At 47.9% G+C, this 26954-nt stretch carries 13 protein-coding genes; 12 read left to right on the top strand and 1 reads right to left on the bottom strand.

The features are described 5' to 3' along the window. The first annotated feature begins 43 nt into the window (after positions 1-43). From P364_RS0106175 to P364_RS0106230, 11 genes are all read left to right on the top strand, one after another. Complete coding sequence (locus P364_RS0106175) at positions 44-2254, top strand: helix-turn-helix domain-containing protein (protein WP_236642246.1); 2211 nt, start codon at positions 44-46, stop codon at positions 2252-2254. Positions 2255-2610: 356 nt separating this feature from the next. Continuing rightward, positions 2611-3465 (top strand): ABC transporter permease, encoded by an 855-nt coding sequence (locus P364_RS0106180; protein ID WP_024629272.1) that lies wholly within the window; start codon positions 2611-2613, stop codon positions 3463-3465. Positions 3466-3480: 15 nt separating this feature from the next. Then, on the top strand, positions 3481-4380 hold the full coding sequence (locus P364_RS0106185; protein WP_024629273.1) for a carbohydrate ABC transporter permease: 900 nt from the start codon (positions 3481-3483) through the stop codon (positions 4378-4380). Positions 4381-4476: 96 nt separating this feature from the next. Next, positions 4477-6120 carry an extracellular solute-binding protein gene (locus P364_RS0106190; RefSeq protein WP_024629274.1) on the top strand — a complete coding sequence of 548 codons (1644 nt, stop codon included), beginning with the start codon at positions 4477-4479 and terminating at the stop codon, positions 6118-6120. 28 nt (positions 6121-6148) lie between these two features. After that, positions 6149-7963 carry an alpha-1,3-galactosidase-related protein gene (locus P364_RS0106195; RefSeq protein ID WP_024629275.1) on the top strand — a complete coding sequence of 605 codons (1815 nt, stop codon included), beginning with the start codon at positions 6149-6151 and terminating at the stop codon, positions 7961-7963. 33 nt (positions 7964-7996) lie between these two features. Next, complete coding sequence (locus P364_RS0106200; protein WP_024629276.1) at positions 7997-10381, top strand: glycoside hydrolase family 95 protein; 2385 nt, start codon at positions 7997-7999, stop codon at positions 10379-10381. Positions 10382-10568: 187 nt separating this feature from the next. Next, complete coding sequence (locus P364_RS0106205) at positions 10569-12620, top strand: alpha-galactosidase (protein WP_024629277.1); 2052 nt, start codon at positions 10569-10571, stop codon at positions 12618-12620. 176 nt (positions 12621-12796) lie between these two features. Beyond that, positions 12797-15127 carry a glycoside hydrolase family 95 protein gene (locus tag P364_RS0106210; RefSeq protein ID WP_024629278.1) on the top strand — a complete coding sequence of 777 codons (2331 nt, stop codon included), beginning with the start codon at positions 12797-12799 and terminating at the stop codon, positions 15125-15127. Positions 15128-15228: 101 nt separating this feature from the next. Beyond that, positions 15229-16761, top strand: coding sequence for a response regulator (locus P364_RS0106215; RefSeq protein ID WP_024629279.1), 1533 nt, complete (start codon positions 15229-15231; stop codon positions 16759-16761). A gap of 298 nt (positions 16762-17059) precedes the next feature. Continuing rightward, positions 17060-21646, top strand: coding sequence for an S-layer homology domain-containing protein (locus tag P364_RS36065; RefSeq protein ID WP_024629280.1), 4587 nt, complete (start codon positions 17060-17062; stop codon positions 21644-21646). Positions 21647-21826: 180 nt separating this feature from the next. Further along, positions 21827-23935 (top strand): alpha-galactosidase, encoded by a 2109-nt coding sequence (locus tag P364_RS0106230; RefSeq protein ID WP_236642245.1) that lies wholly within the window; start codon positions 21827-21829, stop codon positions 23933-23935. A 65-nt stretch (positions 23936-24000) separates the two neighbouring features. Here the strand turns inward: P364_RS0106230 and P364_RS0106235 are convergent, their stop codons facing one another. Beyond that, entirely contained in the window at positions 24001-25758 is a 1758-nt protein-coding gene (locus tag P364_RS0106235; protein WP_052016514.1) for a cache domain-containing sensor histidine kinase, read from the bottom strand. A 223-nt stretch (positions 25759-25981) separates the two neighbouring features. Between P364_RS0106235 and P364_RS0106240 the strand changes: the two genes are divergently transcribed. Then, positions 25982-26938 (top strand): ABC transporter permease, encoded by a 957-nt coding sequence (locus P364_RS0106240; RefSeq protein WP_024629283.1) that lies wholly within the window; start codon positions 25982-25984, stop codon positions 26936-26938. Positions 26939-26954 lie beyond the last annotated feature (16 nt).

A 26954-nucleotide genomic window follows, 5' to 3' on the forward strand; every position in this document is an offset into this window, starting at 1 on the left:
ATCCTACGTGATCATTTTGGTTATACCCAGCATTGGCGGTTATATGTCTTATCTGACTTCCATCTCCGTAACACAGTCCATTTCCATTGAGAATAGTGTTACCCAACTTCAGAAGAGCCAGGAAATACTGGAGGGCCGCATGGCGGAAGTGGAGGGCTTCACCCGGCAGCTTGCGGTCAACCAGGAATTGAACGTTCTCATGAATGAAAGGGACAACGAAACGAACGTATATGGGATCTGGAGAACGATGGAGAATGTGTTGACCTTTGGACAGACCAATGATTTTCTGCAAAATTATTATATTTATCTTGCGAATTACAATCTAATTTTGACCCCGGGTTCTTCGTACAGACCGAATCACTATTACACGGATTTCCGTTATAACGACCTTTCGTTGGAAGAATGGATGAAGGACGTGTTGGGGAAGACCCACCGGAGTGAAATTAAACCGCTCAGCTCGTATGTCAGCAGGGGAAAGCAGACCTCGGTGATCACATATATGCAGTCATTGCCTCTGGACAGCTTCAATGATTCTTCACCGGCTGTTGCCGTTGTAATCATTGACGAGAAGATGATTCTCAATCTGTTGTCCAGCCTGAATGACCGATACGGCGGCTGGGTTCATATCAGCGATGCGGAGGGCAATACCATTGCGCTGCAGGGGAGCGCAGAGCCCGAGATGGTGAAAATGGCTTCCGACTCTCATTTTGACCCAAGTAGAGTCAGCCAGTTCTATGGGGATGATCTCGTAATCACTACGAGATCCGATAAGAACGGATGGGTATACCAGGCGGGCATCCCCCGTCATGTCCTGATGGAAAATGCAAACAGGATCAAGGGGATGACGCTACTGATTACTGGCGGCACACTGCTCATCGGACTGATGGTTGGACTCGTGCTGGCCTATCGCAACAGTATGCCAATCAATCGACTGTTAAGTGTAATGAAAGAGCAGTTTGGGAAGGATGAGTCGGCTCCCAAAAATGAATTTGATTTTTTGAGTGGAAATATTGCGGATATGCTTACCAAGAACAAGCTGCTCGAATCCGAATTGAATCGCCAGCTCCCACTGGTCAGAGATGCCTTTCTGAAGCGGTTGATCTCCGGTGAATTCAAATCGCGGGATGAGATTCTTTCAGCCGCCGAACAGGCAGATATTAATTTGTATCCAGGCACGGGGTATGCCGGAATTGTCCAGATTAAGGGGTATGCCAGTATGGACAGCGTTGAGATCCTGAATGAACTGAATGCCTCCCGCCTACTGTTGAAGCAGGCATTAGCTGAACTGGGCGTAGATGTCCTGATGACGGATATGGGCTCGGATAAAGTGGTCATCCTGTTCTTTTCCAAGGAAACTGACCCCCAAATGGATCGTGAAAAGGAAGATATCACGCATACCATGGAGAATCTGGCACAGTATGTGTTCAATGAATACAGGATCACCATCCAGTCCGGATTCGGAAATCTATTTACATCGTTGACAGAGGTCAGTCTTTCCTTTGATCAGGCCAATCAGGCGCTGGAATATGCAGTCTACATGAACAAAAAAGGCATGATGTGGAACAACGAAACCCAAACCGAAAACACCACTTATTATTATCCGCTGGATTCGGAGCAGCGACTGATTGGCACGATCCGTGCAGGAGAACTTGAAGAGGCCAAACGTATTGTCGAAGCAATAGTTGAGCAGAACATGGAGCAGCGTGAACTGTCCATGGAAATGAAGCATCAACTTGTTGGAGAAATGAAGGGGACTTTTCTCAAGCTGCTGGATCAAAAGGCGTTTACGGAATACGCCTCCATTGAGAATGTGAAACGGCGGGTTATTGATATTGGTTCCTCGGAGCCGCTCGAAACGATAAAGACTGAGTTTTATGAAATCATGGAAGAACTGTGCTCCGTTATTGCGAACAAAAAGAAGGATGCCCATATTCAAATCATCAAACAGATCAAGGAATATACTGCGAAAATGTATTCCGATACAGAGCTGACTCTATATCGGGTTGCAGAGCATGTGGAGCGGCCGGAGAAATACATTTCTCAATTATTCAAAGAGTTTACGGGTGTCAATTTCTCTGACCACCTCATCAAAGTACGAATGGATCAGGCCGTAATTTTGTTAAAAGAGAGCAATTATACGGTGGACGAGATTGCGTCACGGGTAGGTTACAATAGTTCTCACTCTTTTAGAAGGGCCTTCAAGCGATTGAACGGCATTTCGCCCAGCGTATTTAGACAATCGGTTGATGATTAAATAAATTCAGGACCCTAAGGCTGTGTTGTCCGTGTTCCGGACAATGCGGTCTTTTTTTGCGAATATGCCTCCATAATGGAAAAATGGCTGTCGTGACGCGGATTTGTGCCCCCAAAAACGGGATAACTGTACGTTAAACGGCGGAGGTGTACCTGTTTATGGGACGTCAAAATCGACTATGATCAGATCTAAGAAAGCGCTACCAAAATTAGCGCATCACAGACAGCTGGTAAGGGGGGATTGTTCTGGAGAAGGAAATCGTATTGAATCACAAGACATCAACACAGCCAAAGGGACCTGGTTTTCTGACCAATGCCCGCAAAAGAATGATGAAGCACTGGCAGTTACATCTGCTGGTGATTCCGCCCTTGCTATTTTTTCTCATTTTCAAGTATTATCCGATGATCAATGCGGTTCTTGCCTTTAAGGACTATAACGTCATCAAGGGAATATGGGGAAGTGATTGGGTTGGTTTTCAAAACTTTCGTCTGTTCTTTGAGAACCCATTATTCTGGACCCTGGTGAAGAACACCATTTTGCTGAGCGGTTATTTAGTGCTGGCCGGATTTCCAATTCCGATTGTGCTCGCACTCATGATTAACGAGGTACGCGGAGCCAAGTTCAAGAAGTTTGTCCAGCTTGTATCCTTTGCTCCCTATTTCATTTCAACGGTCGTAATGGTGTCCATGATTATGCTGTTTCTGGCACCGCGGCTTGGCTTTGTAAACATCGCCATGAATTTCTTTGGACTGGATTCCGTGAATTTTCTGGGTGAGCCGGGCATGTTCCGTTCAATCTATGTCTGGTCCGACATTTGGCAGACTGCGGGCTATAGTGCGGTTATATATTTGGCAGCCCTTGCGGGAATTGATCCCACATTGTACGAAGCGGCCAAAGTGGATGGAGCCTCGCGTTTTCAAAAAATCCGTCACGTAGATCTGCCAGGGCTTGTGCCAACCATTGTCATCATTCTGATTCTGAATGTCGGGAATGTGATGGCAATTGGTTTCGAGAAAGTTTATCTGCTACAGAATCCGCTCAATCTAGCCAATTCTGAAATCATTGCAACCTATGTCTATCGCGTCGGTTTATTGAATGCCAACTATAGCTTTGCGACTGCGGTGGGGCTGTTCAACTCATTGATCAATCTAGTCTTACTGGTTACGGTGAATGGTTTGGCAAAGAGAGTTACTAAGAATAGCATTTGGTAGGAAAGGAGTTCACCTATGGCTGCAACCGTTCAAACAAAGATTAAAGAGTCCGCTGCGGACAAAACGTTCCTGGTTACTATCTATATTTTGCTCAGTATCGTGGCGCTGGTGGTCATTTATCCGCTGATCTTTATCGTCAGCAGCTCCATCAGCAGCCCGGCAGCAGTAACTTCCGGTCGTGTATGGCTCTGGCCCGTAGATATTTCCTTCAACGGTTACAAGGCATTATTCAACACGCCTGAAATTCTAATCGGCTATGGTAACTCCATTTTCTATACGGTCGCCGGTACCTTGATCAGTGTAGCGCTGACCATCATGATTGCCTATCCGTTATCACGCAAAACCTTTTTCGGCAGGAACACGCTGATGATGATCATTACGTTCACCATGATTTTCAGTGGCGGACTGATCCCCACCTATATGGTGGTAAAGCAGCTACATCTGATTGACACCCGTTGGGCGCTGCTGATTCCAAACGCAATCTGGGTATGGCAGGTGATTATTGCCCGCTCGTTCTTTCAATCCTCTATTCCCGGGGAGCTTCTGGAAGCCAGTGAAATCGACGGCTGCAGTGATATGCGGTTCATCTGGAGTGTTGTACTCCCGTTATCGAAGCCGATCATCGCCGTGCTGGTTCTCATGTATGCTGTAGGGCAGTGGAATGCGTACTTTGATGCCTTAATCTATCTCAAATCGGCAGATCTGTTCCCGCTGCAACTCATCTTGAGAAGTATCATCATTCAAAACAACGGTTCGGGTGCTATGGACGTGGCGAAAATGGTGGAAAGACAGCAGCTTACCGAACTGTTAAAATATTCGTTAATTGTGGTCGCCACTCTGCCTGTACTCGTCATCTATCCATTTGTACAGCGTCATTTTGTACAGGGGATGCTGGTCGGTTCCGTTAAGGGTTGATCTTTGGTTTTGGTGTATGGAGAAAAAGGATATAGAGCGTTCATACGCAAGGGTTCACGTTTCAAACTGGTAAACTACAAAAGGGAGTGATCAGATTTGAAGAAAAGTATGGTAACGTTAATGATGCTGGTAATGGCATTCACAGTTGTCATGAGCGGGTGTTCCAATGGCAGCTCATCCACTGCACAGTCGGGAAGCTCAGAAGAGGGCGGCAAGGTGAATATCAGCGTGTTCGCGGTTCAGGACTCTAGCATTGATATTCCGACCAATAAATTCACTGCATTTGTGGAAGACAAATTTAATATCAAATTCAATTGGGAGATTAATCCTTCGGATGGGGCCAAGGAAAAGCGGCAAATCTCACTGGCAAGCGGCGACTATCCCGATGCCTATCTGCTTACCCACTATATAGACCAGTTCTCTCAGGCTGATCTTCTGAAGTATGGCAAGCAGGGGGTGCTCGTTCCTTTGAATGATCTAATTGATCAATATGCGCCCAACATCAAAGCGGCCATGGAGAAGAACCCTAATTTGAAAACGCTTAATACAGCACCTGATGGCAATATCTATGGACTGGTTGCGTATACGGAATGTTTCCACTGCTCCTACCCGAGCAAGATGTGGATGAATACCGAATGGCTCAAAAAGCTGAATCTGGAAATGCCAAAGACTACCGAAGAATTCAAAAACGTGCTGCAAGCATTCAAAACACAGGACCCGAACGGAAACGGCAAAGCTGATGAGGTACCGCTGAGTGGTTCCATAGAGGAGTTCGGCGTACGAATTATTCCGTTCTTGATGAATGCATTTGTCTATGATGATGACAGAAACTACCTGCAAATGGAAAATGGGAAAGTTCAATCGGCAGCCATTACACCAGAATGGAAGGAAGGATTGACTTACATCAAGTCCCTCTTTGATGCAGGTCTGATTGACCCTGGTGCCTTCACACAAAACGCAGAAGCTTTCAAAAAAATCGGTGAAAATGCCGATGCAGAAATTCTGGGTGCTGGTGCAGCCATGCATCCCGCGATCTTCGTAAACATCGATGAAGGCAACACTCGCTCGGCACACTATAACCCGCTGCCACCGATTTCTGGACCACAGGGTGTGTCCTACGCGACGCATGATGCGGGCGGTGTATCTCCGGGAGCGAAGTTTGTAATTACGAACAAGGCCAGTGAAGAAGCGCAAAATGCCCTGATTAAAATGGTTGACTACATGTTCACACCAGAAGGTCAAACGAATGGTGCAAGCGGCATGAAGGGAATTGACTGGACTGATCCGGTGGACGGCGATGTGGCACTGGGGAAAGACGTTAAACCTGTAGTAAAACAAATTCCGATGGCTGAAGGTGAAGCACCGCGTAATGCAGGTTGGAGTGGTATGGCTCACTTCTATATGCCCAAAGAATATCGCGATACTTTCGTTCAGGGCACAGATATTTATGCATCCAATGGTTATGAGCGCAGATTATATGACGCATCGCTGTTGTATGAAGGGCATGAACCCAAAGAGCTGTTCCCTATCTGGTCCGTCTGGATTGATCCAAATGAAATTGACGAAGCCAGCTTGCTGCAAACCAACATCAGAAACTATATCGAGCAAAATGAATTGCAATTCATCACAGGTAACAAGGATCTGAATAAGGACTGGGACGCTTATGTTAAAGGTCTGCAGAATCTGAAGCTTGACCGTTATTTGGAAATCTTGCAAAAGGCCTATGATGTGACCCAGTAATCAAGATACAAATTGAAATCAGGTGCTTATGATAGAGCCGGCACCTGATTTCCTTGTATTTAAGGAGAATCCCAGTTTTAATAACGGAGAAACAAAAAAGAAGGGCGGGATACTTATTCATTCTACTGAACATGGCACAACTGTGAATTCCACCATTGTTAGATTGACCGACTACGGCACCCAGCCAGACTCGGGGCTGGATACCCAGCCGGCCATGGCCCGTGCGATTCAGGCTGCGGCCCAAATTGCTGGTCCCGTTGTGCTGGAATGTGCGAAAGGTACGTATCATTTCTACCCGAAAGAGGCGATTCGAGCGCCCTATTATATTTCGAATACAGCCAGTGAGGAAGAAAACGCTGATATAACGAGGACTATTGGTATTTTGCTGAAGGATCTGGATCAGTTCACAATAGAGGGCAACGGCTCCCTGTTTATTTTTCATGGCAAGCAAACCATGTTCCTGTTAGACGGCTGTTCACATGTGTTGATACGTAATCTACATACCGATTATGACCGACCAACGGTAACCGAGATGAAGATTGTCGGATGTGGCAACGATTTCTTCGATACCGAGGTTCATCCCCATTCTCGCTATGAAATTCAGGATGGTAGACTGACCTGGGTCGGAGAGGGCTGGAGATTCACAGAAGGCCCCATGCAGACTTTTGACCCGGTGCGGAATACGACCTGGAGAATGGACAACTGGTTGGAAAAGGCCAAGTCTGTCGAAGAGCTCGAACCGATGAAGGTACGTCTTCATTTCGATCATCAACCGATGGTGGTTCCGGGTCATGTCTTGCAGAACCGCGATGGCATTCGGGATCAGGTAGGTGTATTTATTACTCAAAGTTCGAATGTTACTTTTACTGATGTTGGCCTGCATTTTCTGCATGGACTTGGTATTGTCGGTCAATTCAGCGAAAATCTCACCTTCCGCAGGTTGGACCTGTCTCCACGTTCGGAAACGGGAAGGACCGTTGCTGGTTTTGCGGATTTTATCCATATGTCCAGCTGCCGGGGCAAGGTGAAGGTAGAAGAGAGCCGTTTTTCCGGTTCCCATGATGATCCTGTCAATGTTCATGGCACCTACCTGCGAATCATAGAACAGCCAGCCGAGAATTCCGTGAAGGTTCGCTTTATGCATCCTCAAACATATGGACTTCCAGGGTTTTATCCAGGAGACAAAATTGAATTTGTTCGTTCCGGTTCCCTTACTACCTATGGAGCTAATGAAGTGCTTGACGTCGTGAGGCTGAATCCGCGTGAGCTGCTGTTGACGCTAGTCCATCCGGTGCCGGATGGCATTGGCAGGCATGATGTGATCGAGAATGTGACGTGGACGCCTGAAGTCGACATTATAAATAATCACTTTGCCCGGGTGCCCACGCGCGGCATCCTTGTGACGACGCGGCGCAAAGTCGCTATTGTCGGCAATACCTTTGAACTGATTCACATGAATGCCATTCTCATCGCCGTAGACGCTGAATCCTGGTATGAGTCTGGACGGGTGGACGATGTGACTATTACGGGTAACCGTTTTGTGGAGTGTGGCAGCGGGGAGCATCCTGTGATCTTGATTTCCCCAGAGAACGTGGACGTGGATGCAAGCGTTCCAGTTCACCGACAAGTCACTGTTCGGAACAATCAGTTTGAAACCGACTGCGATATACCGGTTCTAAGCGCCAAATGTACTGGCGGGCTAATCTTTAAGTCGAATGAAATTCTATCCATGCACGAAGAGGGGGAATTACCCCGCATAGAAGAGGTAACCCATTTAATCGCATGCAGTGAGGTAGACATAGCGGACAATACGATCAGTAGTGCAGTAAAGGTGTCTGATTAACTTTTGAATGAGTGATTGGGAGGGAGAGAGAACATGAAATTACAATATGATACACCGGCAGACGTATGGACAGAAGGGCTTCCCATCGGAAACGGCCGTCTGGGCGGCATGATATTCGGCGGAGTGGAGCTGGAGAAAGTCAGCCTGAACGAGGACACCTTATGGTCTGGATATCCAAAGGAAAGCAATAACCCTGGCGCAAAGGATATTCTGCCTCAGGTCCGCAAGCTGATACAAGAGGGCCGTTATACAGAGGCGGATGCCTTAACGAAAGGAATGCTGGGACCGTACACCCAATCGTATCTTCCTTTTGGGGATTTGCTCCTCCGTTTTGACCATGGGGGTATCTATCATTCCTACAAACGTTCGCTGGATGTGGAACATGCACTGCACAGCCTTGAATATCAGGTTGGCAATGTGCGGTATACCCGTGAAATGTTTGCTTCTCATCCCGATCAAGTGCTCGTGCTGCATTTTACCGCTAGTGTTGCGGGAGCGCTGAATGTGCATGCCAAGCTGGACAGTCCGCTTCGTCACACAATTTCAGTGCAGGAAGAAAGAGTTGTTCTGGCAGGAACAGCTCCGGAGCATGTAGACCCCAGCTATGTGACAAGCAATGATCCTATCCGATATGGTGAACCCGGCGATAACAAGGGCATGACTTTTGAAGGACAGTTAGCCGTAACGACAGAGGATGGACAGGTAACGGTGGATGGCAGCGGAATTCATGTGTTGGGTGCAACGATGGCAACCTTTTATTTCAGTGCGGCTACTAGCTTTAATGGGATTCACAAGATTCCGGGAATTGAAGGGAAAGATGCCTCCCTGATTGCTGGCTCCATACTGAAAAAGGCAGCAAACAAATCATACGTCGGACTGCGTGACTCCCATATTGCGGATTATCGATTGCTGTTCGATCGGGTCAAGCTTCACCTTGGAAAATCGCCTGCTTCGGAACAAATGTCCACTGAGCAGCGAATTACGACTTTTGGGGCAGAAGATCAAGGGCTTGTGGAGCTGCTCTTTCATTATGGACGCTATTTGCTCATCTCTAGCTCACGTCCTGGAACGCAGGCCGCGAATCTCCAGGGGATATGGAATGCGTTAACTCGTCCTCCTTGGAGCAGCAATTACACGCTGAACATCAATACCGAAATGAACTATTGGCCAGCTGAAATATGCAATTTGGCAGAATGCCACGAGCCGCTGTTGGACATGATCGGCAATATGGCGAAAAACGGAGCCGAGACAGCTCGGGTCAACTATGGCACACGCGGCTGGACAGCGCATCACAATACGGATCTGTGGGGACAGACTGCACCGGTTGGCGATTACGGAGACGGCGATCCAAGCTGGGCGTACTGGCCGATGGGAGGCATCTGGCTGACCCAGCATTTGTGGGAGCACTATGCCTTTAGCGGAGATGAAGCATATTTGCGGGATTCCGCCTATCCTGTGATGAAGGAGGCAGCCCTCTTCGCGCTGGACTGGCTCATTGAGGATGGCAGCGGCAGCCTTGTAACTTCACCGTCCACTTCGCCGGAGCATAAATTCAAGACAGTGGAAGGTGTAGCTGCGGTAAGTCCGGGCTCTACCATGGACATCTCGCTGATCTGGGAGTTGTTCACGAACTGCATCGAGTCCTCCGAGCTGCTCGGAATAGATCAGGATTTCAGGGAAGAGCTGAAGCATACTCGCGAGCGGCTATTACCACTTCAGGTCGGCAAATACGGCCAATTGCAGGAGTGGTCGAAGGACTTCGAGGACGAGGATACGTACCATCGGCATACCTCGCATCTGGTAGGCGTGTATCCAGGAAGACAGTTGTCCGAAGAGGAGACACCAGAGCTGTTTTCTGCTGCCAGGACCTCACTGGAACGTCGCGGAGACGAGAGCACAGGCTGGAGCCTAGGCTGGAGAGTAGCTCTGTGGAGCCGCTTCCGGGATGGCAATCGATCCTTGCGTCTGCTTTCCAACATGCTTCGATTGGTCAAGGATGGAAGTTCGGAGCAGTACAACCACGGCGGCGTTTATGCCAATCTGCTCGGTGCACATCCGCCATTTCAGATTGATGGCAACTTTGCAGCATCTGCGGGCATTGCCGAGATGCTTCTGCAATCGCATCGTCCATATTTGGAGCTGCTTCCCGCATTGCCGGATGCATGGCAGCAGGGAAGTGTGGAAGGACTTCGTGCACGCGGTGGATTTGAAGTGGACATCCGGTGGGACAAGGGGCAGCTTGCGGAAGCGAAGATCACTTCTCTGCAAGGCACAGCCTGTGTGCTCCGGTGTAATTCCCGGATTCTCGTAACCTTGGACGGCGTCGTGGTTGAGACTTTACGCAACGATGCGAATACTGTAAGTTTCCTGACATCTGCCGGACAGACGTACGACATTACATCTGACGGTGAGTTATAAAACAGTAGGATGAAGATGTGTTAAATCGCGATATGGATCGGAAGATCGTTGCATGGAAAACGCTCTATTCTGTCCCTATAATGAGGGCAGACTTGGGTGGGCGGACATTTGACATGTGGTAACCCGCCATCACATCGCATGAGCATGTGCCCACTTTAAGTTACAGCATGCAACAATAAGGAGGCATATGATGCTAACTAGCGATACATCTGTACAAGTGCAGCAACAGAGTGACACCTATATCCGTGCGACGAACGGACACCTAAGCCTGGAGATTGATCTGGATAACGGGGAAGCAGCCTGCATTGCCAGCAATTCATCCCATGTGAAGGGCATTCGCAGCGCTTTTCGCTGGCAGGGACGTGAATACAGCACGGACCATTATCAGAGCCATGAACTGACGACACAGGAAGCAATTGTTCGGGAGGGTTTTGGAAAAGGTATCCACTTGGTCGTTCTGCATAAAACATCGATACTGCCGCAACTGGAGCAACATTTCTATATGTACGAATCCTCACCGTTTGTATTGGTGCAAACCGCTATTGTCAGCGATGAAGAGCTTAAGGCGAACCGTATGGCTGTCATCCAGTCCAAAGCCGTATCCCTCGGTGGAGAATCCAGCCAGGATGAACCGAGCATTTTGCGTGTACCGTTTGATAACGATAAATGGGTCAGATATACGGTGGTCAAGCCACCGCTGGATGTAGAGAGCTACGAGGCAACAGCCTTGTTTGCGCCCGACAGCCGTCGGGGAATCGTGATGGGTTCCCTTACGCATAAAGTATGGAAAACAGGGATTCGTATGCAAAGCGAACAAAGTGGACGTATCGAGGCAATTGATCTGTACGGCGGTGCTGTGAGTGAATTGACTCGCGATTCCCAGCCTCACGGTTATGTGAAAGGCAGAAGAGTGGAATCTCCCCTCGTATTCATCGGTTTCTATGAGGATTACCGTGAAGGTCTCGAAGCCTACGGTCAGGCCAATACCTGGATTGAGGCTCAATTGCCTTGGGAGGGCGGTGTGCCGATCGGATGGAACAGCTGGTCTGCGGCCATGAGTGATCTGGACTATGATCTGTATACAGCGACCAGCGATTTTCTGAAAAATGAAGTGCAGCCGTTTGGATTCCAGAATGAGGATACGTTATACATCAATTTTGATGCGTTCTGGGACAATTTTACACCGGAAGAAATGAAGAATGCACTGGAGCGGGTGCGGCAAAACGGACATCGAGCGGGCACGTACTGGACTCCATTTGCCTTCTGGGGTGGACCTGATCAGTTTGGTCAGGCAGTCGAAGGAACGAACGGTAAATACACCTATGGAGACATTCTGCTACGTGACAGTGAGGGCGAGATCCTGCCGGATGTGGATGGCGGGCTGGCCATTGACCCGACACATCCTGGCAACCTGCAAAGAATCGACTGGTTCACGGACAAATTCATCTCGGAAGGTTTCGAATATATCAAACTGGATTTCTTGGCGCATGGCTCACTGGAAGGACAGCACCACAATCCGGATATTACAACAGGGATCGCGGCTTATCACTATGGCATGTCTTATTTACAGCATAAGCTTTCGCCAGAAGTAATCGGTCGGCCGTTTTTCATTAACTTGTCCATCGCGCCATTATTTCCATATGCTTTTGCCCACAGCCGCCGTATTTCCTGTGATGTCTTCGGTACACTTGCAGATACGGAATATCTGCTGAACTCGCTGACACACGGCTGGTGGATGAGCAATACGCTGTATCGCTACAATGATCCTGACCATTCCGTGTTGTACAAGAGCTTCAACCAGGAAGCCACCGGCTGGCATGAAGGGCGCAGCCGCCTGACAGCTTCAGTTATTTCCGGTACGGTGCTTCTGCTCGGGGACGACTTCCGCAAAGAGGATGCTGCCGAACGAGCAAGAGCGTGGCTTGGTAACAAGGATATTCTGAATGTCGCTCGTATGGGTAGAACCTTCCGTCCAGTCGAAGGCGATCTTGGGAAGCTGTCTTCTGACGTGTTTGTCCTTGAATCGCCGGAAGAGAAGAACTTTTATCTGGCTGTCTTCAACTTTGATGCTGCCCAAGCTGCGGTGAAGTCTGTCTCGCTGGAGCGGGCCGGACTAAACGCCAATGCCGTATACAGCTTACAAGATCTGTGGGAAGGCTCCCAAGGGGAAACGTCTGGAGAGCTTACAGTCTCACTGGAACCCGCAGAATCCAAAATCTTCAGATTGACTGTGAAGTGAAACTGTCTGGGGCGAATTGGCGATTCAGAGCTGTGATTCGGTTTTAGAATAAAAACAAGTCAAACGCGCGCTTTTGTATCTCACAGATCGCGCGTTTGTCTGTTTTGGGAATGAACTGGACCGCATATGAGTTGAGTCTATTTGTAAGATAATCATTTTGGACTGGAGGATATGATATGAACGATTTTACTTTGTGGTATTCAACCCCTGCAACGGATTGGTCTCAAGGCTTGCCGCTGGGCAATGGAAGAATAGGGGCAGTTGTTATGGCGTCATCGCATCGTGAGGTATGGAAAATGAGCGAGGTCACCTATTGGTCGGGTCGGATTGACCCGGAGCACCCTTCCGGAGGAGGCAAGGCTGCACTGGAAGAGATGCGCGGTTATTTCTTCGCTGGCGATTATGCTGGAGGAGATCGTCTTGCCAAGCAGCATTTACAGCCAACGAAGCGTAATTTCGGCACTAATCTTGGATTATGTGATGTTGTTATTGATTTTGAGAAGAAGAATTCGGGTTCTGATGAGGGCGGTAGCTTCCAACGAGAGCTGGATCTGACCCAGGCGCTTGCCGGGGCGTTCTGGAAGGATGATGATACCACGATTCTTCGTGAAGTTTTTGCTTCCCACACCGATGATATAGTGGCCTCCAGAATTTGGAGCGATACGCCAGGTAGCATATCCTTCACGCTTGGTTTGGAGGGAGGCACAGAATCATTCAAGGTTGTCGCCTTAAATGACAACACGCTCGAATTCCAAGGTCAGGCGACGGAAAATGTACATAGTGATGGGACTTGCGGCGTATGGGCCAAGGGGTTGGTGAAGATGGTTGTTTCCGGGGGGACCATCGCCAGTGGAGAGGGTCGATTGACCGTGACCGAAGCGGATGAGGCATGGATTTATTTCAGTGTAATTACAGATTATCGACGTACAGATCAGTATTGGGTAACGGAGAACGAGGATACGCTGATGAAGGCTTTAAACAAGGGGTATGCCTTGCTGAGAGAGGATCATATCCAAGATTACAGCGAGCAATATGACAAGGTAGATATTCGGTTAGGGGCCAAAGGGAAATCTGATCTGACTACAGATCAGCGTATTCATTTGTTGGAACAGGGTGGCGGGGATGAAGATCCGCAGTTATTCGCCTTGTTTCTTCAATATGGACGGTATCTGACTATTGCGGGCTCTCGAGAGAACTCTCCGCTGCCTCTGCATCTCCAGGGAATCTGGAATGACGGTGAAGCGTGCCGAATGGGCTGGAGCTGTGATTATCATCTTGATGTGAATACCCAGATGAATTATTACCCCACAGAGATTACGAATCTGGGAGAGAGCCATCTTCCGTTACTTCGGTATGTTGAGGATCTGGCAAAAGCCGGCAGGGAAACGGCACGTAATCTATATGGATGCGACGGATGGGTCGCGCACGTCTTCTCCAATGTATGGGGCTTTACGCTGCCTGGATGGGAGACTTCCTGGGGGCTGAATGTTACAGGCGGATTATGGCTGGCTACACACCTGATTGAGCATTATGAGTACAGTCAGGATCATGTTTTCCTTGAGAATGTGGCCTATCCTATACTTAAAGAATCCGCGAAATTCTATCTGGACTACATGTGTGAGCATCCTCGGAACGGTTGGCTGGTGACGGGTCCCTCCAATTCGCCGGAGAATCATTTCTATCCTGGTCATTCGAGAGATGGTGCCCAGCAGCTGTCTATGGGAACGACAATGGACCAGATACTGGTGCGCCGGCTTTTTGAATTCTGCCTCACTTCAGCAAAGCTTCTGGTCAGAGATGAGGATTGGGGAAGGGAGCTGGAGGAAGCCATCAGCAAGCTGCCACCTCTACAGATCGGTAAGAAAGGCCAGCTTCAGGAATGGCTGGAGGATTACGAGGAGGTACAGCCGGAGCATCGACATTTATCCCATATGTACGCTCTGTATCCAGACAGTCAGATTACACCAGACCGGACACCGGAACTCAGTGCGGCAGCGCGTGTAACGCTGGAGAACCGCATGCTTCAGGAAGAGCTGGAGGATGTCGAGTTTACAGCTGCCCTGTTTGGTCTGGGTTTTGCAAGGCTGCATGATGGGCAGATGGCCTATAAACAGCTTTCACACTTGATTGGCGGCCTGTGCTTCGATAATCTGTTTACCTATTCCAAATCAGGCATTGCCGGAGCAGAGAGCAATATCTTTGTCGTTGATGGAAATTTCGGCGGTACAGCTGTCATTGCGGAGATGCTGCTGCAAAGTTATGCAGGCGAGATTCATCTGTTGCCAGCGCTCCCGCAGGCTTGGAGCACAGGCTCAATAACGGGGCTGAGAGCGAAAGGAAACGCGGAGGTAGACGCTGTCTGGGACAATGGAAAGCTGATATCTACGACCATTCACACTTACTCACCGGGAACGTTCACGATTTGTTGGGGCAAACAGAGAACGATCCTTCATGCAGAAGCAGGTGAAAGTTACTATTTCAATAGCGAGCTGGAGTTGGTAAAATAACGATCTATACTTGAAAATAACTTTCATTTATATGGACCATGGTCCCACGGGGGGAAAAACATATAATAGAGACAGAAAGAGACAAAAGGGAGGGGACGTTGATGTATAGTATTTTTTTGGTAGACGATGAAGAACTGGAACTTGAGATGATGAGGGATTATATCCGCTGGGAAGAGATGGGTATCTATATTATGGGAACAGCGAGCAACGGCAGGGAGGCCTTGGAGAAAATCGAGGCCACCCAGCCTGATATCGTCCTTACGGATGTACAGATGCCGATTATGAATGGTATTGATCTGGCGAGAAAGATACAAGAGAGCTTTGACTCGATCCAGGTGATGTTTCTGACCGGACACGATGAATTTCAATATGTAAAATCGGCTATTAACGTAGGGGCTGTGGGATATATGCTAAAGCCGCTCGATCTAAATGAAATTGAAAGCGTTATCAACAAAGTGAAACAGCGTTGTGAGGAAGTTGTAATTAAAAACCGTTCCTTGGAGGCGGCCAAAGCCAATATTCTGAAGGAGTTATCTTACGAAAAAGATGCGGATCGGGCTATCGATCTCGCGCTTGGTTTCAGCCGTCTAACTCGTCAGCCGGAAACCACCCGATATGCAATGGCCTTGTTCAGTATCGATCCCAAGGAGGCCGAAGGGGAACAGCAAAGTCTGGAGGATTGCACAGCTCGGCTGGTGTCTTTTCTTGATCATTTCTTCATGGCGAAGAACCTGAAAGCGACCTTTGTGGATTACAAGGAAGGGGAGACCGGTGTATTTATGGAAGCGGCCCAGCAGCCGGGACATTACGCGTGGGAAGACTTGGCTGAGGCTATACGTAGTGCCCTGGATTTTACGGTGACGGCAGCTGTAGGGGGGCAAGAAACCGAGTTATCCCATATTCACTGTCTGTACGAACAGACGCGTATCGTTTTGAACGAGCGTTTCTATGAAGGTACAGGTACGATTATTCATGCGGAGACGCTTTCGAATCAGTTTTATACGGAGCATATGCCCCCATTTGAACAAAAGGAATGGTTTGAGGCCATTAACCGCCTCGATTTTGAATGGGCCGCGCAGAAGCTGCACGGGTATATTGAGGGATTGGCAACACTGCGAGTCAAGAAAAAAATCATCTGCGACTGGTCGATAGATCTCGTTAATGAGCTGCTGGAGCAGCTTCATAAGCCTGTTCCCAAGCGTGCAGAGCTGTATCATTCCATCTATAATGCGCTGACTCTCCATGAGATCGAGGATCTGATTCTCGGTACTGCGGAAGATGCCGTGAGCATGCTGGGTGAACGGTTTATGGACAAAAATGCCAAACTGATTCACAAGGTCCGCACCCTCATCGACCAGAATTACAATCAGCCGATTACCATCAACAGTCTGTCCGATCAGGTATACTTGTCACCAAACTATTTGAGATCCATTTTTAAGGAAAAAACAGGGATGACAATCCACGATTATCTGACACGTATCAGACTGGATAAAGCCAGGGAACTGCTGGCAGATGGCTCGCTCAAGATTCATGATATTGCGCAGAATGTGGGCTATGAGAGTACGTCCTATTTTATTTCTCTATTCCTAAAGACACAAGGTGTAACACCTAACGAATACAGGAAAGGTATATGATGATACAGGCTGTCAGGTAAAGATAATGATCCTCCGATTTTTCCTGAACATGATTTGGGTAGGCTCCCTCTTACTAACCTATGATATGGCAAATGAAAGAGGCTTTCCTGTATGAATAATAACATTGTGGTATGGAACATCCCCCTCCTCCTTTTTACAATTAGGCATATAGGAAAGGAAGGAGGAGAGAGGGGATTTGGCAGCTCTTTATGAAAGCGATTACAGATGATGGCTGTGAACCACTACAGGAATAGGCATATGGAGACCTAACTCAATCAAAAGAAAATGGAGGCATGTTATGTTGGGACAAATTATGAAAAAAGGATTTGTATTCTTTATCATTATTTGCTTGGTAGTTAGCGGGGGCCAGTTCGCTCGAACAGCTCACGCCGATGATACGAATACCTATGAAGCTGAGGCCGAGGGGAATATTTTGCTCGGCAATGCGACTATTACTGATAGCCCGACGGCTTCGGGCGGCAAGAAGGTCGGAGGCATGTACCAAGGCAGTTCCTTGCAATTTAACAATGTTACTGTAAGTGAGGCAGGAAATTATAAGATCTCCGTTTATTACATTTCAGGTGATTCGCGGCCATTCAACATTAGCGCGAACGGCGGGGAGAAGCAATTTGAAGAACCGCCCAAGACAGTCGATTGGGATACGGTGGGAATGGTTGATGTGACCCTTCCGTTGAACGCGGGTACCAATACCATTCTGATCGATGACAACAACTGGTATTCTCCCGACATCGACAAGATTGTGATTCGCGGTTTGGACAGTGGTCAACCGGGAGAAGGAGGCGGAGACGACTGGAAGAAAAATCTGCATGGTGCAATCATTGAGGCAGAAGCAGCTGATAATATTTTGAAAGGCAATGCCAAGGTGGTAGACAGCAGCGTTAGTTCAGGTGGGAAGAAAGTAACCGATTTGAACAAAAACAGTTCACTGCAATTTACGAATGTCACTGTACCTGCAGAGGGTACATATTTGATCCGAATATCTTATATTTCCGGTGACCAGCGACCAGTCTATATGCAGGTGAACAATGACACGGCTGAGATGATTGATCTGCCCAAAACGGCAAGCTGGGATACAGTAGGCATGTATGATGTGGGAGCTTCCCTTCATAAGGGTGTTAATACTATCACATTTTCGGATCATGATTGGTACTCCCCCGATTTTGACCGAATTGAAGTAATCCCGTATACGATCAGCTATGAAGCCGAAGAGTCGGACAATACGCTGACTGGTGAAGCGCGTGTAATGGACAGTTCCAATGCTTCAGGTGGCAAAAAGGTTGGCTATCTGAATGGCGGGAGCTCCTTGACGTTCAATAAGATTATAGCCCCGATGACAGGGGATTACCGCGTTAAGGTAGCTTATTTTTCCGGTGATCCTCGGAGCTTCTATGTCCACGCAAATAGTGGAGAAGAGCAATACCATGACCTGCCCAAAACAACGGATTGGGATACGGTAGGTACCTATGACCTGACACTCCCGTTAACTGAAGGTGAGAATACAATTACTTTTTCAGACAACAATGGCTATTCTCCCGATCTGGACCGGATTATCGTAGAGCCTGCGATAGAGACTGAACCCGAAAATCCGGGTGAAGGAGATGACGATCTCGGAACACCGGGTGACTCGCAACGTTACGGGGATATCACGGTAACCGATTATACGTATGGCCTCTTGGTATCGAACGGAAAATATGAAGTGTCTTATAATACCCAGACCGGATTAGTCGGCTATAGCTGGGCAGATGGGCAGAAGATGCGGGGGATTTTCAGCAGTATTAAGCTTGGTGAGAGCCTTGTGGAAACCAAAGGGTATGAGAGTCATGCGAGCGGTGGAGAACCACTGGAGATTAAGGATGGATTCGGCAAAGGCATTGAGCTGACTTTTGTTCATACTTCCACTGACAAACCAACGCTGAAGCAGGTCTATCGGTTTTATGAAGATAAATCTTATTTCCTCAACCGTCTGGATGCCCTCAGTGATTCGGAGATCCAGAGCAATTATATGTCACCAATTACGGTGAAAAATACGGGCGGTGTAGATATCGGCGTCAGCTCGGATAATCGAGTACTGACAGTGCCTTTTGACAATGATGCCTGGATTCGCTACAAATCTCAAACGATGAACCGGGCGGATACCAGTTACGAGATGACGACGGTATTCAATAACTCGACTCGTAACGGTCTGGTGATCGGTTCAGTAACCCATGACACATGGAAGACAGGTATTGATTGGAAAGGTTCTGCTAATCGTCTGAATGAATTCGCTGTGTATGGTGGTGCAGCGAGTGATGTTACCCGCGATACCCAGCCTCATGGCAGCCTGACCGGTACTGAACTATCCTCACCAATGATTATGGTAGGTGCTTTCAGTGATTATCGTACAGGACTTGAAGAATACGGTAAAGCGAATGCGATCATCACGCCTCCTCTGGCCTTGAATCCGGAATTGCCGCAAGGTGTTCCGGTTGGATGGAATAGTTGGGGCGCTTATGACAGCAGCCTTTCGTATCAGAATGTAGTAGATGTGTCCAATTATTTTAAGAACAGCCTGAAGAAGTTCAATAATAACGGCAATGTATTCATTAATATGGATTCCTACTGGGATAATCTGAGTGATGCAGAGCTTGCCCAAGCCGTATCTGTAATTAAGGACAATGGTCAGCATGCGGGCATCTATTGGGGACCATTTGTATACTGGGGCAACGATATGAGCCAAACGGTAGATGGTACCAACGGGAAATATACGTATGGTGATATTGTACTCAAGGATGCTAAGGGGAAACCTCTACCTACGCTGGATGGGGCATATGCACTGGATGTGACACATCCGGGGAGTCAAATGCGCATGAATTATTTTCTGGATAAGTTCAAAACACTTGGATTCACCTTCATCAAACTGGATTTCCTGACCCATGGCTCACTGGAAGGCCAACACTATGACACTAACGTGACGACAGGAATCCAGGCATACAATGAAGGAATGCGTTACGTCGAAGAGCGATTGGACGGAAAAATGTTTATTAGTGCGTCCATTGCACCGATCTTTCCAAGTCAGTACGCGCACAGCAGACGAATCTCCTGTGACACCTATGGCAAAATCAATGAGACGGAGTACATGCTTAATTCATTGACATATGGCTTCTGGCAAAATGGCACGATCTATTCCTATACAGACCCTGATCATCTGGCATTAAGCAGTGCATCAAGTCTGGAGGAAGCCCGCAGCCGGGTGAATTCTGGTGTGATTGCCGGTACGGTGATGCTGGATTCCGATGATGTGAACGATCCCAAGGCACAGGAGTACATGACGGCATTGTACAATAACACGGATGTTCTCCAGGTGGCGCTGAAAGGAAAAGTATTCAAGCCGCTTGAAGGGAATACGAATGCAAACGCAGCAGATACGTTTGTTCTGAAGGACGGCAATGATTATTACCTTGCCGTATTTAATTACAGCGCCAATAATTCAGCGAACAAAACGATTCAGTTGGGTCGTGCCGGGTTGAATGATTCCAAATCCTACACGTTAAAAGACTTGTGGACAGGTGAATCTTCTTCAGCCACGGGTTCATGGTCCATCTCGCTGGGACCGGCTGAGTCGAAGTTGGTTAAATTGACCGAGAAACCAGTCACCCCGGAAAATCCGGGAAATCCAGGTAACCCAGGTAATCCAGGTAATCCAGGCAATTCTGGCAACAATGGAAATAACAATGATACTAGCGGAATCTCCGGCAACAGTACTGTTCAGGAGAACGATACAGTAAAACTGGTGATCACAGCCGATATGCTGAAAGTGGACAGTGGGGCAGGGAAAGCCGTTATAGACATCAAAGCGGGTACTCAGGAGCTGCAACTGTCATCGGCTGTCTTACGGCAGCTCGGCAACCATACATTGGAAGTGAAATCAGGCAAGCTAACTCTGCAAATCCCTGCGAGTTTGTTCCAGCAGCTACTGAGCAAACTACCAGCGGGGCAACAGGAAGATAGTACGCTTTCCCTGAAAATGATTCCGCTTGGCAGCAAGGCCAAGGAGGTCATAGCTGAAGTGGATGCATCTTCCCGGGCAACCGTTTCCCTTAAGGGAGAAATCTATGAATTCAGCCTTTCAGCAACAACAAAATCAGGTACAACCGAAACACTCTCTGCGTTTGATCATCCAATTACGCTGAGTCTGGCAGTTGCTGAAGGCTTCGAGCCTACGCAGGGAGGAATTTATTATATCAACGAAAATGGAAAACTTGAATTTCTAAAATCGGATTATACGAATGGTGTATTAACGACTAAAGTGAGCCACTTCAGCAAGTATGCTGTTCTGGAACTGAATCGGACGTTTGCTGATGTTCCGGCCAATCATTGGGCCAGCTCTGTCATCAAGGAATTAGCGGCTAAACTGTTTGTTGATGGCACAAACGAGGATCAATTTGAGCCAGGACGTGCAATCACCCGCGCCGAATTCACCGCCATGCTCGTTCATTCCCTGGGACTGACCATAGCAGGGGAAGTGCACTTTACAGATGTAGCGAAAGATGCCTGGTACGCGGAACCCATCTCGATCGCGACCCAAGCCGGTATTGTGAACGGCCGAAGCGCAGCCCGTTTCCAGCCGGACGCACAGATTACCCGTGAGGAGATCACGGTGATGCTGATGAAGGCATATGAACTGAATGTTGGAAAAATGCCTGCTGGTTCTACAGACATCTTGTTTAACGACATGAATCAGGTTTCTTCATGGGCCACTGCTTCGGTACAAGATGCAGCCCGATTGGGTCTGGTTCAAGGCCAAAGACAGGGACAGTTTGTACCTCAAGGGATTGCTTCCCGTGCAGAAGCGGCTCAGGTCATCTACAACCTGATTTTGAAGTAAGCTATGAGGCTGCGAGTGGACATCGCAGCCTTATTTTCATCACTTTGAAATGACAGATGATTTCCCTTATGGATTGTAAGAATGCGATATGGCTAATATAACTCCTGCTTCCTACAATAATATGTATGTTCACAATATACAGCACGAGGGTAACAGGAACTCGAAAGGATGATAAACTTGATGATTCAATATAATGAACAACAACGTATATTTGCAATACAGACGAAGAACTCGTCCTATATTTTCGGAATTAATGAGAGAGAACATCTCCAGCATCTATATTGGGGAGACCCGGTGGAAATTGAAGACAGCGCTCCGTTGCTCCATCTACAATCCCATAGCTCTTTTGATGCAGAAGTCGAAGGAGAGGTAGAAGAGTATAGCTTCTGGGGAGGCGCATCTTACACAGAGCCATCTCTGAAACTGCGTATGCCTGATGGTGTCCGCGATCTTCAAGTAAGGTATGACCGTCACGAGATCATTGAGCAGGAAGGCAGACAGACGCTGATTGTCACAATGAAGGATCAGGTGTATGCACTTGAAACGCAGCTGGTATATCGGGTCATCCCGGAATTCGACCTGGTGGAGCGTTATACGAATATCGTAAATACGGGACAGGAAGCTATCGTACTGGAAAGCATGCAATCCGCAGCCTGGACCCTGCCCTATCTCCAGGATTACCGCCTGTTGCATGTTACGGGTAAATGGTCGGGTGAATTCCAACTGCGCAATACCGTTTTGACTGAGGGGAAAAAGGTACTTGAATCACGGAGAGGTTTCACCGACGGTCATGCCAACCCCTGGTTTGCCATTGATGACGGTCTCTCGTCAGAAAGCGGCGGCGGGGTATGGTTTGGTGCTCTCGCCTGGAGCGGCAACTGGAAGATTGTTGCCGAGAAAACGCCGTTCACACATGTCCGGGTAACGGGCGGTATCAATGATTTTGACAATGAATGGCTGCTGGGTGCAGGGGAAACCTTCGAGACGCCTGTCTTTGTTGGCGGATTTAGCCCTGAAGGCTTTGGCGGTATGAGCCACCGCTTGCATCAGTACCAATATGATTACATACTGCCGCGCAGTGAAATCGGGAAAGTGCTGTACAACTCCTGGGAAGCTACCTACTTCGATGTGAACGCACAGGACCAAATGGCGCTTGCCGAGCGGGCAGCCAAGATGGGTGTGGAGCTGTTTGTCGTGGATGACGGCTGGTTCGGGCAGCGGCATTCCGACCGTGCGGGGTTAGGCGACTGGAACGTGAACAAGGAGAAGTTCCCGAACGGTCTTGTGGAGCTGATTGACCGGGTTCACGGACTTGGGATGGAATTTGGCATATGGGTGGAGCCGGAGTCGGTCAACCCGGATAGTGATCTCTACAGAGCGCATCCAGACTGGGTATATCATTTTGAGACCCGGGGCCGTACGGAGCTTCGCAATCAACTGCTGCTGAACATTTCCAAGCCGGAGGTCAAGCAATACATTATTGATTTTATGACCGAACTGCTGGGCAAACATGAGATTAAGTTCATTAAATGGGACATGAACCGGACCATCACGGAGCCGGGTATGAAGGATCACCCCATTAACCGCCAGAAAGAAGTTTGGGTAAGGCATGTCCAGAGCCTGTATGATATCTGGTCACAGCTGCGAGCCAAGTTCCCGAATGTGGAGTTTGAGACCTGCGCAGGAGGGGGCTCGCGGATTGATCTGGGTATCTTCCGTTATGCCGACCAGTCCTGGCCGAGTGACAATACGGATGCGTTCGACCGTCTGAGCATTCAGGAAGGCTTCTCGTATACGTATGCACCACGTATGATGACCTGTTGGGTAACCGAGTCGCCTACAGGAATGAATGGCCGAAACGTCTCCCTGAAATATCGTTTCCACAGCGCAATGATGGGCACGCTTGGTATTGGTTCCAATCTGAACGAGTGGAGTGATGAATGGATTGAGCAGTCCGGGGAATTCATCGGTCAGTACAAAGCCATTCGCCAACTGGTCCAGTTCGGCAGACAGTTCCGTCTGACTGCGCTTCGTCATAAGGGGGTTACGGCTGTCCAGTACAGCGATACAGAAGGAAGTGATCATGTGCTGTTCGCTTTTCTTCACTCGCAGAAGCTGGGTGAACCGTTACCAAGACTGCGTTTGGCAGGGCTACAGGCTGATAAGAGCTATCTCATTGAAGAGCTGGGGTTATCGGTCAGTGGGCGTGCACTGATGAACATCGGAGTAGAACTGCCCCTACGCGGTGATTTCGACAGCTTGGTGTATCGTATCCGTGAGCAGTTGTAATGACTCTATAGCATGGTTTAAAAGGAGTGCTTTGCAAGCCAATCGTGGCTGCATTGCACTCCTTTTTATTGAATCTCTTTTTGGGGCAGACGGATCTGGACCGTGGTTCCCATGCCTAGTTTGCTATACACTTTAACACCGTAGTATTCACCGAATTTCAGCTTAATCCGCCGATCCACATTCGAAATGCCATAACCTCTTCCTTCTTTCTCTTCAAACAAAGACTGAAGCGTCTCACGCCGCATGCCCATTCCGTCGTCTATGACAGATAAAACAATACTATGATTCTCAATGACGCCCTTGATATGGATATTCAGGGGCCGATCCTGATTCCAAAGTGCATGAATCACTGCATTCTCTACAAAAGGCTGTAACGCAAGCTTCACGGTTGAGTATGGCAGGATCGATTGATCGATCGTGTAGATGATATTCAGCTTGCCCTTAAACCGAATAAGCTGAATGGCATTATAGCTCTGCGTCAGCTTCAATTCCTCATTGATGGTCAGGATGCTCTTTCCTTTATTCAGGGATATCCGATAGAACTTGGCCAGATGAAGAACCATATCCTGAATCTGAGGGTCCTGATGCTTTACGGCCAGAGAGGAGATCGAGCCGAGTGTATTATACAGAAAATGAGGATTGATCTGAGCTTGTAGCAGGTCAAGCTCGGCTTCCTTGCTCTGTAGCTCCTTCTGGTAGACCTCTGTAACCAGACTTTTCAACCGGGTTGTCATCTGTTCGAATGCAAAGTGAAGCTGTCCGATCTCATCACTGCCCATTTGTTCCTCATGGGTAGGGTTGAAATCCCCCCGTTCAATGCGCCGAATCATCCGAATTAACGTCCTGATGCGTTTGCTGAACAGCGAGGCAGTAATATAGATGAGCAGCAAGGCCACGCCAATGAAGCCCAGTGAAATTTTGATAATAAGCTGAGAGAGAGATTTGGCATCCTTGATGATACTGTCATAAGGAAAGATGGACACCGTTTTCCAGCCATTTTTGAGCGTGTTATACACCGCTAGAGCCTTCACCCCTTGATACGTTGTATCAAATCTGCCTGAAGGCGTCTCATCAAAATTCTGATGAAGTAGCTTGGGCAGGCTTGTGTTGATCAACTGCTTGTCCGCTGAAGACAGAATAATGCCCTTGTCGTTTATGATAAAGATGTCTTTGCCGCCTGCTTCTTTTTCCATGAGAGAATAGATGACAGACTCGGAAATTTGAAAGACCAGCATCCCGTAGGGGTACTGATTACTATTGTTGTTCAGTAGCCTGGCGAGCGTAAACATGGCAGGACCATTCTCTGTCTGCGGCGATGAGAGATGAATAATGTTCCCATAGGATTGTTTTAACTTGTGGAACAGTTCCGTGTTTTCAACTTCGGGTGTAATTGGCCTGATATAATAATTGTCTTTGGGCAGCGATAGATTGTCCGAATAAATGAATGCGCTATCAAAATCAGGGTAGGCAGCCATCACGGTGTCAATTCGATTGCCAATGTAATTATAGACATCCAAATAGGATGGATCATCCTGATATTCGTTCGTAAGGTAATTGGCAAGGCGGTTATCCAAATAAATGGAAGCGGAAATATGTTCGTAGCTGTCCAGTTTATTCTCCAGATTTTTAGTGATCTGAGCGGTTGAGTTCGTCATGTTGATGTAGATCTGCTCGGTAAGTTTCGTTTTGGTAAGTTCATACGAAAAATAAACCAATAGCATCATCGGAATGATGGTGACTAGTACAAATACCATAAATAATTTGGAACGAAAGCTCAGGTTAACAAAAGGCATGTATATGTATTTTCGATAGAATTGGCGCATCGGGAAGCCCTCTCTTGACTGATTATTCGTTGCACAGTTCATCATAGCAGAGTGATTATGGAAATCCAATCCTCTCTTTGCACAAAAACATCTTTAAAAAGCGATATCTTTCGGAGAATTCGACTATGGCATGCGATCTGCGTCAAATTTATGATAAATAGGAGAGAAGTTGAATCAAGATATGGCCGGCCATGCTGCTGTATAGAAAAAGGGAGGGTGTTTAATGCATAAGGTAAGCGCTATCAAAACAGTCAGGAGCAATAATCTGATAAGCAGACTAAAAGAGCAAAAATGGTTATTCGTGCTTATGCTTCCTGCCTTCATTGCGACATTGCTATTTTCCTATGGTCCGATGTTTGGACTGTATATGGCGTTTACGAATTATCAGCCGGGTGGAGGATCGTTTTTTCATCAGTTCTTCCATGCCGAATTTGTAGGTTTCCAGTGGTTTGAGTATTTCTTTACAACAGGAGATTTCTATCGGGTTATGCGTAACACGCTTGCAACAAGCTTGCTGACCCTGTTCTTCGGATTTCCTGCGCCGATCATTCTCGCGCTTGTGCTGAATGAAGCGAGACAGGGATTTTTCAAGCGCTTTGTACAGACGGTTTCTTATCTGCCGCATTTTATCTCATGGGTTATTGCAGCCAACATTGTAATTACGCTGCTGGCTTCAGATGGAATGCTTAACAATATTCTGGTTCTGCTGGGCGTTGTCAAAGAACCGGTCGCATTTTTGCAGAACGGGCCTCTATTCTGGTGGATTATCGCACTGTCGAACATGTGGAAAGAGATGGGTTTTAGCGCCATTATGTATCTCGCCGCAATCGCTTCCATTAATCCGGAGCTCTACGAAGCGGCAAGGGTGGACGGAGCGAGCCGATTTAAGCAAATGTGGCATATTACGCTGCCTTCCATGCGCCCTACCATTGTCATATTGGCTATTCTCGCGGTCGGAGGCATTTTGAATGCGGGATTTGAACAGCAATACCTGCTGCAAAATAATACGGTGCTTGAATACTCCGAAGTTATTGATATTTATGCCTACAAATACGGACTACAGAACAGCATGTTCTCTTACGGGGCTGCTGTGGGAATGTTCAAATCCGTTGTTGCCTTTATTCTTGTCCTCATCGTGAACCGGATTTCCAGAAAAGTGAACGATCAGGCGTTGTTCTAACTATAAAAGACAGAGG

Source organism: Paenibacillus sp. MAEPY2 (assembly GCF_000499205.1).
Taxonomy (GTDB): Bacteria; Bacillota; Bacilli; order Paenibacillales; family Paenibacillaceae; genus Paenibacillus; species Paenibacillus vandeheii.